The organism is Cohnella massiliensis (assembly GCF_900169535.1).
GTDB classification, from domain to species: domain Bacteria; phylum Bacillota; class Bacilli; order Paenibacillales; family Paenibacillaceae; genus Cohnella; species Cohnella algarum.
This window is the reverse complement of the sequence record NZ_LT821258.1, coordinates 692,661-706,517: the sequence shown is the minus strand read 5'-3', so window position 1 is coordinate 706,517 and position 13,857 is coordinate 692,661. Positions and strand designations below refer to the sequence as shown.

The following is a 13,857-nucleotide window of genomic DNA, read 5'->3' as shown; positions in this document are numbered from 1 at the left end:
TAGATACTGATTAAACGTTTAATGTATTGCAATGGAGAGCCTGATGAAACAAGAAATCAATCTGATCGACGTAGCCAAGGAAGCGAACGTTTCCATTGCGACCGTGTCCAACGTAGTGAACGGCAAGGGACGCGTTTCGGCCCAGACCGTCGAGCGGGTGCGGCAAATTATCGACCGACTCGGCTACACGCCCAATCTGCTCGCCCGCAATCTGAAAACGAACCAGTCCCGCCTGATCGGCCTCGTCATTCCGACCGTAAAGCCGGGGCGGCTGCAGGACAATCCGTTTTACTGGGATTTGCTCGCCGGCATCGAAGAAGGGGCCCGGGACCGCGATTTTCATATCATCCTCGCGGGCATCGACGAAGCGGGCGAATCGTTTTCGTTCGTCAAGGAGCGCAAGCTCGACGGCCTCATCGTCATCGGCGTCGGCGAGTCGTCGGAGGCGATCGGCAAATTGCTCGAAACCGGCGTTCCTTGCGTGTTCGTGGACGGCTATCTGCGCGATCCGAAGCGGTTCCAGGTCATTCTGGACGACCGGCTCGGCGGGCTGCTGGCGACGCAGCATCTGCTGGAGCTCGGGCATACGCGCATCGCGGTGCTGATCGGCGACGTCGTCCTGGAGCAGATCCACCGGTACGGCGTGCTGCAGGAACGGTGGCTCGGCTACCGGATGGCGCTTGAGGAGGCCGGCCTTCCGTACGATCCCGAGCTGATGATCCGGTTCCCCACGTCGTTGGAGGGCGGGTACCGGACGGCGGAGTGGCTCGCCGGCGCGAAGGACGTCACGGCGATTTTTTCGTTTTCCGACATCAGCGCGATGGGACTGCTCAAAGGGCTGCGGGAGCTCGGCCGCAGCGTGCCGGAGGACCTGTCCGTCATCGGCTTCGACGATTTGTTTATGTCGGGGTATACGTCGCCTTCGCTGACGACGATTTCGCAAAATATCGCGCAAAAAGGGCTGGCGGCGATCCGGCTGCTGACCGATCAAATCGAGGGCGAGCCCGTCCTGTCCCGAAAGGTGGTGTTGCCGGTCGAACTGAAAGTCCGCGAAACGACGGGAAAACCGCCGCAGCCTTCCTGAGGCGGCAAGCCCGGCCAAGCACGACCCATTTTACGCTGACGAAAAGAAACGGGGAGGAAAACAGAGTGTCGAACAAAAAGATCTTATCCATGATCCTGAGCGTGTCCCTTTTTGCGCTCGTGCTGTCCGCATGCGGCGGCGGCCCGAATCGCGACGGAAACGCGAGCCCTTCCGCCGGTTCGTCCGCTCCCGCGAGCGCCGCCGCAAGCGCTTCCGGCGAAGCGGAGGCCGACAAGCCGTCCGAGCTGACCGTATGGGCGGACGTCGACGAAGCGAAGCTCGCCACGCTCGAATCCATTACGAAGAAATATACGGAAGCGACGGGAATCGCGGTCAAGCTGACCCCGATCGCGATGAACGACCAGCCGCAGGCGCTGTCGCTCGACGGCCCGGCCGGAAAAGGCCCGGACCTGTTCTACCAGCCGGGCATCGGCGAGCTCGTCGTCAAAGGGCTCGTGCAGCCGATGAATGTAAGCGATGACATCCGCGCCGAATATACGCCGGAATCGCTCGAGGCGCTTAGCCAGGACGGCCAGCTGTACGGCTTGCCCGCCGTCGTCGAGTCGCTCGCCCTGCTTTACAACAAGGAGCTGACGCCGGAGCCGCCGAAGACGATCGCCGAGCTGGAGAAGCTGATGGCGGAGCGCACGGACAAATCCAAGGACGAGTACGGCTTCCTGTACAACGCGACGGACTTCTATTTCTCCTGGGCGTTCATGGGCGGCAGCGGCGGTTACATTTTTAAGGAAAACAACGGTTCCTTCGACATCAAGGACATCGGCTTCAACAAGGAAGGCTCGGTCAAGGGCTTGAAGCTGATCCAGAGCTGGTTCGAAAAAGGCTACTTGCCCAAAGGCGTCAACGGCGACATCGTCGGCGGCCTGTTCAACCAAGGCAAGGTGGCGGCCGTCATCAACGGTCCCTGGGCGATTACCGATCATAGAGATCAGCTTGGCGACAAGCTCGCGGTAGCGCCGCTTCCGCAGCTCGAAGACGGCGGCTATCCGACGACGTTCATCGGCGTGAAGGGCTGGATGCTGTCCGCCTTCTCCAAAAATCCGGAATGGGCGACCGATCTCGCCGCCTTCATCACGAACGCCGAAAACTCGCTCCAATGGTTCAAGGAAACCGGCGAAACGCCGCCGAACCTGAAAACGCTGAACGATCCCGCCCTCACCGACGATCCGCTCGTCTCGGGCTTCTCGGAGCAAATCCAGCACGGCATGCCGTTCCCGAACGTGCCCGAGCTGTCCCACGTATGGGAGCCGATGGCGAACGCGCTCAAGTTCGCTTCCGAAGGCCAGGACGTGCAGGCGATTCTCGACGAGGCGGTCAAGCAAATCGAGGAACGAATCGAAATGGCGGGCGCCGGAGCCTGATAAAGAGAATAAAAAACGGCCGCCCAAGCGGCGGCCCGACGCGAAAAACCGGCACGGAAAGGGGCTCATCCTTTCCGTGCTCCCTATGGAAAACAGGGAGGAACTATGAAAACCGAGACCGACGATAGGCGGGTCGCCGCGGCGAACCCTCATCAACCGATCCTTTCCGTCATTTTATCCGTCATCCCGGGGCTGGGTCAACTTTATAATCGAAGATACATCAAGGGAGCGCTGTTTCTCGTCTTTTTTTTCGGCGCGGTCGGCCTGCTTTACGAATTCATGGACATTGGCTTCTGGGGCCTGTTTACGCTCGGCACCCTGCCGATGGTCGACGACTCCAGGTCGCTGCTCGTGCAGGGCTTGATCTCGGTCATGCTGCTCGCGTTCATGATCGCGTTTTACATTTTCAACTTAATCGACGCTTACCGGGACGGCGAAAAGCTGAAGATGGGCTTCCGCATCCCGAGCATGAAACAGGCGTTCCAGGAGACGTGGGACCGGGGCTTTCCTTATTACATGGTGCTGCCCGCTTTGTTCATGCTGGTCTTCGTCGTCATTTTGCCGCTTTTATTCATGATTTGCCTCGCGTTTACGAACTACAACCTGTACAATCTTCCGCCGGCCAAGCTGCTGGACTGGGTGGGCCTCGACAATTTCGTCGCCTTGTTCAAGCAGGAGGTGTGGCGCCGGAGCCTGCTGAACGTGCTGTCCTGGACGATCGTCTGGACGTTCGCCGCCACGACGCTGCAAATCGCGGTCGCCATGTTCCTCGCCGTGCTCGTCAACGACCCGCGCGTCAAGTTCAAGCGGACGATCCGCACCGTGTTCATTTTGCCGTGGGCGGTGCCCTCGTTCGTGACGATTCTCATCTTCGCGGCGATGTTCAACGACGATTTCGGCGCGATCAACCGCGAGCTTCTGGCTCCTCTCGGCATGCATGTTCCGTGGATGTCCGATCCGTTCTGGGCAAAAATCACGTTGATTCTCATACAGGTGTGGCTCGGCTTTCCGTTCGTGTTCGCGCTGTTCAGCGGCGTGCTGCAAAGCATTTCCCGAGATTGGTACGAAGCGGCGGACGTCGACGGGGGCAGCCGGTGGAGCAAATTCCGGCACATCACCCTGCCGCACGTGCTTTACGCGACCGCGCCGCTGCTCATCATGCAGTATGCGGGCAATTTCAACAATTTCAACATCATTTATCTGTTTAACGAGGGCGGACCGCCGGTGCGCAACCAGTCGGCGGGGGGCACCGATATTCTTATTTCCTGGGTGTACAAACTGACCTTCGACAACAATAACTACAAGATGGCCGCCGCTATTTCGATCATCATGGGCCTCATCGTCGCCGTGTTCGCTTTCTTCCAGTTCACGCGCAGCCGGTCGTTTCGGGAGGAGAAATTGTACTGATGAAAAAATCGGCGAAAAACCGTCTCGAGCTGACGGGCATTTACCTTATCGTGCTGTTCGTGTTCGCCGTCATCGCCTATCCGCTGCTATGGACGCTCAGCATCTCGTTCAATCCCGGCACGAGCCTGTTCAGCTCCAGCATCATTCCGGACGTATGGTCGCTCAAGCACTATCAGTGGCTGTTTTCCGATCCGTCCAGCGATTATTTGCTCTGGTACAAAAACACGCTGCTCGTCGCTTCGGTCACCTCGGTCGCGTCCGTGATCATCGTGGCGTTCGTCGGCTTCGCTTTTTCTCGGTACGAGTTCGTAGGGCGCAAATACGGCATTTATTCGTTTCTGCTCTTGCAGATGTTCCCGGTGCTCATGGGCATGGTGGCGATTTACCTGCTGCTGAACGTCGTCGGCCTGCTCGACTCGCTGTGGGGGCTTGTCATCATCTACATCGGCGGCGGCCTGCCGATGAACGCGTTTCTCGTCAAGGGCTACCTCGACACGATTCCGCGCGATCTCGACGAGTCGGCGAAAATGGACGGGGCGGGCCACTTCCGGATCTTTTTCCAGATTCTCACGCCGCTGGCCAAACCGATTCTGGCCGTCGTCGCGCTGTTCAACTTCATGTCGCCGTTCATGGATTTCCTGCTGCCGCGCATCGTGCTGCGCGATCCGGAGAAGTTCACGCTCGCGCTCGGGCTGTACAACTTCATCAACGACCAGTTTTCCAACAACTTTACGCGGTTCGCCGCCGGCGCCATTCTGATCGCCGTGCCGATCGCGGTCGTATTCCTGTTCCTTCAGCGCTATCTCATCTCCGGTCTGGCGGAGGGCGCGACGAAGGGATAATCGGCAAAAAAAGAGAAAGAGAGCAATCCGGTTCCCGGAAAGTCCGCCTGGCGCAGCTTCGGCCAACGGACTTCCGGCCGGACGCGTCATTTTGGGATAAGAGGAGACAACCGCATGGAAACAAGCTTGTCCATTCATCCGGATCGCTTCGGCCAAGCCGAACGGTCCGAGTACCGCTCGCCGGGCGGCGTCCGCAACTTCGCGGAGACGCCGGGCGGGGCCGATATCGCCTGCGACCGGGGCGCGCTCTATATCCGGTTTTACGGGGAAGACATCGTCCGGATCGCGTTCGATCCGAAAGGAGGTCCGCTTTCCGCGCATAGCCATGCGGTATCGGTTTTCCCGCCGCTTGTCGAAGCGTCCCTCGACCGCGCGGAGGACGCCTTGACGCTGCGCGGAGGCAAGCTCGCCGTTCGTATCGAACCGGCATCGGCCCGCGTTACGCTGCTCGACGCAGCGACCGGCCGGACGCTGCTCGCGGAGCCGGAAGGCGGCGGGCTGCTGTATACCGAGAAAGGGGAAGTCGTCTGCCGCAAATCCTCCGCGCCGGACGACCGCTACTACGGGTTCGGCGAAAAGGCCGGCTTCCTCGACAAGCGCGGCGAGAAGCTCGTCATGTGGAATACGGACGTCTACGCGCCGCATAACCCGGAGACGGATTCGCTGTACGTGTCCATTCCGTACTATATGGCCGTTAGCGGCTCGCAGGCGTACGGCATTCTGCTCGACAACGCGCACCGGACCGAGTTCGACATGAAAAGCCGTTCGGAAATCCGCTTCGGGGCCGACGGCGGCGCGCTCGACTACTATTTCCTGGCCGGACCGGAGCCGAAGGACGTGCTCGGCCGGCTTGCGCGGCTGACGGGAACGATGCCGCTTCCGCCGAAATGGTCGCTCGGCTACCATCAATCCCGCTACAGCTACGAGACGGAAGCCGAAGTTCGCGAGCTCGTCGCGGCGTTCGAGGAGAAGGGCATTCCGCTCGACGCCGTCTATCTCGACATCCACTACATGGACGGCTACCGCGTGTTTACGGTGGACCGGAGCCGGTTCCCGGATTTTGAAGGAATGGTTCGGGATTTGGCGCGCAAGGGCGTGCGCGTCGTGACGATCGTCGATCCCGGCGTCAAGGCCGACCCGGAATACGCGGTTTACATGGAAGGCATCCGCGGCGGCATGTTCTGCAAAAACGCCGAAGGACGCGTCTTTCACGGGCCGGTCTGGCCGGGCCGCAGCGCGTTCCCGGACTTTACGAGCGGGCGCGTGCGCAAATGGTGGGGCGACAACCACAAGCCGCTGCTGGACGCCGGCGTCGCGGGCATCTGGAACGACATGAACGAGCCGTCGGTGTTCAACGAGTCCAAGACGATGGACCTGGACGTGCTGCACGACAACGACGGGCACGGGGGCACCCATCGCCAGCTTCACAATGCATACGGCCTGCAGATGGCCCGGGCGACGTACGAGGGCCTGGCGCAAGGACTCGGGGGCGACCGCCCGTTCGTCCTGACCCGGGCGGGCTATGCCGGCATCCAGAAATACGCGGCCGTCTGGACCGGCGACAACCGCAGCTTCTGGGAGCATCTGCAGATGATGATTCCGATGTGCCTCAACCTCGGGCTGTCGGGCGTGCCGTTCTGCGGCGCGGATGTCGGCGGCTTCGCGCACGACGCGACGGCCGAGCTGCTCGTGCGCTGGACGCAGGCGGCGGCGTTCACGCCGTATTTCCGCAATCACAGCGAAATCAAGTGCGGCCGCCAGGAGCCCTGGGCGTTCGGGGAGGAGACGGAAGCGCTCGTGCGCGAGGCGATCCGGATGCGGTACCGCTGGCTGCTCCACCTGTACGCGCTGATGGAGGAGACGTCCCGGACGGGCGTGCCCGCAATGCGGCCGCTGTTCCTCGAATTTCCGGACGACCCGGAAACGTACGCGATCGCCGACCAGTTCCTGCTCGGGCCGAACGTCCTCGTCGCGCCGATGCTGCGGCCGGGCGCGAAGCACCGCGCCGTCTATTTGCCGGAGGGCGAGTGGATCGAATTTGCGAGCGGCCGGCGCTGCGAAGGCGGCGGGGCCGTCGTCGCCCGTGCCGGGTTGGACGAGATTCCGGTATACGTGCGCGCTGGAACGGCGGTGCTGCAGGAGAGCGACCGGCTGACGACGGCCGAGGCCGCCGAAACGATGACGGTGCGGCTCTATTTATCGTCGGAGGCGGAGCAGGCTTTCGAGTACCGGATTTACGAGGACGATGGTAAAACGTTTAACTACACGGAAGGCGCGAGCTACGAGGCGCTGGGAAGCGTCTCGCTGAGCGGCGGCAAGCTGGAGATCGCCGAGCGGATCGTACGGTCGGGCTGGATGCCGGCGTGGAAGAAGCGGAGGGTGGAAGTTTACGCGCCTTTCGAAATCGGGGAGATCCGGTTCGGCGGCCGGCCCGTTGCGGCTGCGACGGCCGAAGCGCCGGAATCCGGATCGGAATCGGCCGCGGCACCGGGATTCGGATCGGGTTCGGCCGTGGGGGCGACCTTCGTTTCGGGATCGTTTTCCCCGTCTGAATCCGCATCGGCTTCGGCGCCGGGGACGGATCGGAAGGCGCGTTCGGCATCGGCTTTTCGCGAAGTCGTCATCTTTTTCGAGTGGGACGTTTAAAGGATGTAATTTTTGAATCGGGAATCGGGAGGAGAGTCGGCGTGCGTAAAAGGGAATTGAGGAAAATGTCTTTTGCGCTGCTCGCCGCGCTTTTGCTGTTCTCGTGCTTCCCCGCCTTGGGCGGCGGGGAAGTGCGGACGGCATACGCGGCGGGCGCGGGAAGCTTCGAGGAAGTCGCGCCGTCCGTGACGGACGGAGTCTACGTTCGCATCAAGAACGACTATACGGGCCATTACCTGATCGCATTGGACGGCAAAGCGTCGTACGGCGAGGCGGTCGAAACGGACCGCGCCTCGCATTGGCGTCTGGAACCGTCGGCCGTCGGCGTGCGCATTCAGAACCGGCTGACGGGAACCTACGCGTCGGCGAACGTGCCGCCGAAAGGCCATTGGTGGAGCGATGTCCTGCTCGCCGATGCGGGCGAAACGAACGCGGACGACTTGGCCTGGGAAATCGTGAATGCGGTTACATCGGACGGACCGGCGACGGACCGCTGGAACATTCGGAAGCCGGCCAACCCGACGTACATTCTTCATTTGGAGGACGACACGGGAAGCGGCCAGCTCGGCGCTCTGAATCCGGCCTGGGGCTCCGGGCATTGGCGGATCGAGCCGGTCGTCGATTACGTCCGGTTTCAGAACAAGCATACGGGCCAATTTCTGACGGCGGCGGACGGCTTCGTTTCCTACGGAGACGCGGTCGAAGAGGATCCGTCCTCGCACTGGCGCGTCGAAGCGGCCGGCAACGGCTATCTCATCCGGAATCGTTCGACCGGCGCATACGTCTCCATGCTCGGTTGGGCGGATTATACCAGCCGGATTCCGCTTGCCGGGGCCGCGGAAGCGGCGGCATGGCGATTTGCCGCGGGCACCGAAGCGGGGCATTGGGTCATTCAATACGCGGACAACGCGGCGCTCAGCCTCCATATCCAGGATGACGCCGGCTACGCCCAAGTCAGCGATCTTCCGCAAAATTGGGGCACGCCCCAATGGGCGGTCGTCCCGGCGACTGCGACGAAGCCGTACGATCCGGAGCCGGATACGGGACCGCGATACGTCCGGATCATGAACGATTGGCTCGGCTTGTACATGTACGAAGCGGACGGCAAGCTGCTGTACGGCAACGCTCCGGCGGACGACGAGGCAAGCCATTGGGAAATCGTCGAGGAAGACGGCGTGCAGCGCATCCGGAACCGGGCGACCGGACATTTCGTCAGCCGGACGGGAGTCGCTTCCGACAAAGCCGCGGTCACGGTCGTCGCGGCCGGGGAGAGCGCCGAGACGGAGCAGTGGGTCATCGAAAACCTGCGGACCGCGGGCACGAAGCTCATCCGGGCCGAAGCCGACGAGGGTGTCTATTTGCATCTGGAAAACAAGCTCGGCTTCGTCCAGTACGGCGCGATTCCGAAGGAATGGGGCAGCCCGAAATGGGCGTTCAAGCCGGTGACCGAGAGCGGTCCGCGCTACGTCCGCCTCAAAAACGTCTATCGCGGCGAATACCTGTACGAAACGGAAGGCAAAGTGGCGTACGGCAGCCCGGCCGTCGAAGCGGCGGAATCGCACTGGCTGATCGAGGACGATGGCGGCGGCCAGGCGCGCATCCGCAATCGGGCGACGGGCCATTACATGAACGTGGAAGGCATGCAGTCGGGCGAAAATCCGCATTTGCAGCCGCTGCGCAGCACGTCCGTCGAGCCGAGCTGGACGAGCGCGAAGTGGAACGTGACGGAGACGGCGGCGGGGGAGTTCGTTTTTGAAAACGTCTGGCAGGCCGGCCAGCGCATCCATGCGGAGGACGGAACGGGCTACGCGCAGTCGGGCGCCATCCCGGCCGAGTGGGGCAGCGCGCGCTGGCTGCCGGAGGACGCGCCCGCGCAACTGCCGCTCGAACTGCCGGACGGCTTCGTCCGGCTGCGGAACGCGGACACCGGCGCGTATTTGTATGAGAACGAGAACGGAGTCGCGCTGTACGGAACGCTTGAGGAGGGGGACGCGCGCTCGCATTGGACGTTCGCCGGGGAAGGGCCGGCGCGGCTGATCAACCGGGCGACCGGGCACGAGCTGACGGTCGTCGACGGCGTGCCTTATTTGACGGCCGCGCCGGGGCCGGCGGAAGGAGCGGCCGGGCTCTGGCACGCCGAACCCGCGCCGGGAGGCGTCAACGTCCTGCTGCGGAGCGCCATGCGGCCGCTCGAATACGCGCATACGATCGACCGCGCCGGATACGTGCAGCTCGACCTGCGCTCCGTCGAAGCTTTGGGCGCCCAGTGGGCGATCGAGCCGGCGCCGGACGAGGCGTTCGTGCCGGAGCCGGCGGGCTCGCGGCCGGACGTGCTCGCGCACCGGCTGGACGACACCCGCCGGGTGCGCATCGTGAACGCCGCGGACGGGACTCCGCTCCGGGACGAGCAAGGCGCGGATGTATGGCGGCTGCAGGACGAGAACGGCTACAAGCTGATTCGCAGCGCCGCAAGCGGCCGATATTTGACCGTCGTGGACGGGAAGCTGGCGACGGCGGAGCTCGGGACCTCGGCTCCGGCCGAGGCTCCGATGCAATGGCGGATCGTCGAACGGGGCGATCGGCTCGCGCTCGAAAACGGGGCGGGCGCGTCCCCGACGGATTCGCAGGCGTACCGCTTTGCGCCGCTGAAGGAGGATGCGGCGTTCCAAGCGGAGGATGCCTTCCTGTCCGGCGCGAGCGCGGTCGCGGTCGCGGGAATTGCGGCGGACGTGCCCGGCTACGAAGGGGAAGGCTTCGCGTCGCTCGACGGCGCGGAAGCGGAAGCGACGTTCGCCGTGCATGCGGACGAGGCCGGCCTTTACAAGGCGGAGATTCGCTATGCGAACGGCGCGGACGGCGTTCGCGCGCTCGCGGTTGCGGCGAACGGGCTGCCGGCGGGCCGGCTGCAAGCCGCTGCCCGCGACGGAGGGTCCGATTGGCGGACCGCCGAGATCGAGTTGAACCTGCGCGCGGGCTACAATTCCGTGACGCTGTCCGCCCCGGACGGCCGCGTGCTGGTCGACCGGCTGACGGTGCGGGACGTCGTGCCGCCCGCCTACCGCGGAGCAAGCGTGTCGTATGCGACGCACGAAGCGGAGCATGCCGCGACGAACGGCCAGCTGCTCGGCCCGAGCCGCGCGTACCGCGAGCATGCGTCGGAGGCGTCCGGCCGGCAAGCCGTCCGGCTGGATCGAGCGGGAGAATACGTCGAATTCACGCTGTCGAAGCGGGCGAATCGGCTGACGCTCCGGTATTCCGTGCCGGATTCGGCGAACGGGAGCGGGGCCGAAACGCCGATCGGCCTGTACGTCGACGGTAAAAAACTGGACGGAGCGCGGCTGACCTCCCGCTACGCCTGGGTGTACGGGGCTTATCCTTGGTCGAACCGGCCGGAGGACGGCTCCGCGCACCGCTTCTTCGACGAAACGAGCTTCGAGATCGGACCCGCCGACGCCGGCTCGACGGTGCGGATCGCGTTCGACGCCGACACGACGGCGGAATACGTGGTCGTGGATTTGCTCGAAGGCGACTGGGCGGGGGAGCCGTACGCGCAGCCGGCCGATTTCGTGTCGGTCACCGATTACGGCGCGGTCGCGGACGACGGGCTGGACGATACGTCCGCGATCGAGGAGGCGATCGCGGACGCCAAACGCCAGGGAAAGGGCGTCTGGCTGCCTCCGGGGGATTTCCGGGTCGGCGAAGGCCCGATCGAAGTGGCCGACGTGACGATCCGCGGCGCCGGCAAGTGGCATACGACGCTCGTCGGCGGCGGATTCATGGGCGCCGGAAACCGCATTCGCGTCTATGATCTGGCGATCGACGGGGAGGTGACCGCCCGCCGCGACGAGCTGCCCGAATCGGGCTTCGACGGAGCGTTCGGCACGGGCTCGACGCTGCAGCATGTGCGGATCGAACACGTAAAGACGGGCATCTGGTCGACGACGAGGACGCTGCCGGACGGGCAGGCCCTGGCCACGGACGGCCTGTACGTCGCGGGCGTGCAAGTCCGCAATACGTTCGCGGACGGCCTCAACTTCAGCACCGGGACGAACCGCTCCATGGCCGAACACAACCAGTTCCGCAACACCGGGGACGACGGCATGGCGATGTGGGCGAGCGGAGCGCAGTCCGAAGGCAATACGTTCCGGTTCAACACGGTGGAGCTGCCGTGGCTGGCGAGCAACATTTCGGTCTACGGGGGCAAAAACGCGACCGTCGCCGACAACGTCGTTTCCGACACGGTGGCGTTCGGCGCGGGCATCAGCGTCAGCACCCGCCATGCTCCCGTACCGTTCGAGGGAACGATCGAAGTGGCGCGAAACACGCTGCTGCGGACCGGCGGCCGGGAGCACAACTGGCCGGCGGATTTCGGAGGCCTGCTGCTGTTCGCGGACAGCGGCCGGGAGATGACGGGCGACATCCGCATTCGCGACAACCTGATCGCGGACAGTTCGTACCAGGGCATCTCCTTCCTCGGGGAGGCGCCGGCGCGCGGCATCGAGCTGCACGGCAACGTCGTGGACGGAGCGGGCACGTGGGGCATCCACGCCGCCGGCAATATCGGGGGCGGAGCGACGTTCGGCAATACGATCGTCCGGAAAGCCACGGTCGGCCCGTTCATGGACGGGGCCGGCGGCTTCGAGGTCCGGACGGTCGACGAAGGCTTCGCCTTCGAGGAGCCGCCGTTCCGGGCGAGCATAGGCGGCCGCGAGGCGGCGCCGTTCGTTGTCGAAACGGGCGAGACGGTGCAGGTGTCCGTCGCCGGCGACGAAGCCGGAGAGGCGGTATGGTCGTCGTCCGACGATACGGTCGTGCGGATCGCGGACGGCAAGCTCGCGGCGCTGAAGACGGGCACGGCAAACGTCGCCGTATCCTGGGGCGGCCGCGAGCGGATCTTCCGCGTCGCCGCGAAGGACACGACCGCCCCCGCATGGTCCGGCGGCGCCGGGGCAACGGCGGTGCGGGAGGCCGACGGCACGTATACGGTCCGCTGGCCGGCGGCTTCCGATGCCGGCGGCATCGCGGGGTACCGCCTGTCCTGGGGCGCCGGGTCCGTCAGGACGGACGCCACCGCGACGGAATGGAACGTCGGAGCCCTTCCGTACGGCGGCGCGATCCGCATCTGGAGCCAGGATGCGGCCGGCCTGTGGACGCCCGCCGCGCTGACCGTCGCCGTACCTGGCCCGTCGGACGGCATTGGCGGAGCGGTCGTGCCTCAGCCTCAGCCGCAACCGCCGTCCCCGCCGAACGCGCTTGAAGTCGCTTCCGTCCCGAAAACGGACGCGAACGGAAACGTCTACGACGAAGCGGTCGTGGACGGCAAGGCGCTGATCGCGGCGCTGGAAGGGTTGGAAGCGTTGGAAGGCGCTCGTCCCGCGCTGACGCTGAACGTCTCGGGCACCGCTCGGACGGCGGTCGTCGCGCTGCCGCTGGATGCGCTCAGGTCGGCCGCTCCGGCAAACGCCGTCCTCGACGTCCGCCTGAACGCCGTGCCGGGGCTTGCCTTCTCGCTGCCGGTCGACGCGATTGCCGGAAGCTCGCCGGCGCCGGAAGGCGCCGAGCTGCGGATCCGGCTCGGCAAGGCGAACGGCTCCGCGGCGTTCGAGCCGGGAAGCGCCGTTCGCAGCGACGCATACGAGGTCGGCGTTTCGGTCGCGACCGGCGGAGGCAGAACGGCAGAGGGCTTGACCGGCCGTACGTTTGCGACCCTGGAGTTTCCGGCGAACGGCACGGTAACGCTGGCGACGGCGGGCGGCATGGCCTACGACGAGGCTTCCGGCAAATGGAGGCCGGTGCCGGCGACGTTCCGCACGCTCGAGGACGGCACGGTCGTCACGGTTGTCCGCACCGTGGCTTCGGGCACGTTCGTCGTCATCGACGAGCCGCGCGCGTTCGCCGACGTTCAAGGCCATTGGGCGCGCGACGCGGTGTCCGCGCTCGCCTCCCGCCGCATCCTGAATGGCCGGGAAGCGGACCGCTTCGCTCCGGGCGATCCCGTGACGCGCGCCGAGTTCGCCGCCATGCTGACCGCGGCGTTCGGTCTGCCCGCCGGAAGCGGAACGCCCGGCCGGTTTGCCGATGTCCCGGCGAACGCCTGGTTCGCGGGCGCCGCCGAGGCCGCCGCGGCCGCCGGGCTCGCGAACGGCTTCGCGGACGGCGTCTTCCATCCGCACGAGCGGATTACGCGCGAGCAGACGGTCGCGCTGCTCATGCGTGCTTGGCGTCTCGCGCTGCCCGGCGGCGCCGCCGAAGCCGCGGACTTGGGCGGTTTCGCGGACGGGGCGCTCGTCGCCGAATGGGCGCGGGCCGACTTCGGCGAAGCGGTTGCGCTCGGCCTGCTGCAGGGCCGCCCGGACGGCAGGCTCGCGCCGCAAGGGGAGGCGACCCGGGCGGAAGCCGCGCAGCTTGTTTACCGGCTGCTGGCGCAATTGAATTGGATTCGCTCGTAATTTCGCTTAAGAACGCCCCTGTCAAAGGCTGCCGGCCCGAGACGGGGGTT

6 protein-coding genes are annotated in these 13,857 nt (G+C 64.8%); all 6 read left to right on the top strand.

Going from position 1 to position 13,857, the window contains the following annotated elements; genetic code table 11:
• Positions 1–43: 43 nt before the first annotated feature.
• The 6 genes from B7E11_RS12730 to B7E11_RS12705 all read left to right on the top strand — a co-directional run bounded on the left by B7E11_RS12730 (position 44) and on the right by B7E11_RS12705 (position 13,807).
• Positions 44–1,084, top strand: coding sequence for a LacI family DNA-binding transcriptional regulator (locus B7E11_RS12730; protein WP_080834866.1), 1,041 nt, complete (start codon positions 44–46; stop codon positions 1,082–1,084).
• 65 nt (positions 1,085–1,149) lie between these two features.
• Entirely contained in the window at positions 1,150–2,463 is a 1,314-nt protein-coding gene (locus tag B7E11_RS12725) for an extracellular solute-binding protein (protein ID WP_245809695.1), read from the top strand.
• A gap of 105 nt (positions 2,464–2,568) precedes the next feature.
• Positions 2,569–3,870: a sugar ABC transporter permease gene (locus B7E11_RS12720; protein ID WP_080834863.1), complete on the top strand. Its 1,302-nt coding sequence runs from the start codon at positions 2,569–2,571 to the stop codon at positions 3,868–3,870.
• Positions 3,870–4,712, top strand: coding sequence for a sugar ABC transporter permease (locus B7E11_RS12715; protein ID WP_080834862.1), 843 nt, complete (start codon positions 3,870–3,872; stop codon positions 4,710–4,712). Before B7E11_RS12720 ends, B7E11_RS12715 begins: the two co-directional genes overlap by 1 nt.
• Before the next feature lie 114 nt (positions 4,713–4,826).
• On the top strand, positions 4,827–7,358 hold the full coding sequence (locus B7E11_RS12710) for a glycoside hydrolase family 31 protein (protein WP_080834860.1): 2,532 nt from the start codon (positions 4,827–4,829) through the stop codon (positions 7,356–7,358).
• Positions 7,359–7,399: 41 nt separating this feature from the next.
• Positions 7,400–13,807, top strand: a complete 6,408-nt coding sequence (locus tag B7E11_RS12705) for an RICIN domain-containing protein (RefSeq protein WP_139787164.1) — start codon at positions 7,400–7,402, stop codon at positions 13,805–13,807.
• Positions 13,808–13,857 lie beyond the last annotated feature (50 nt).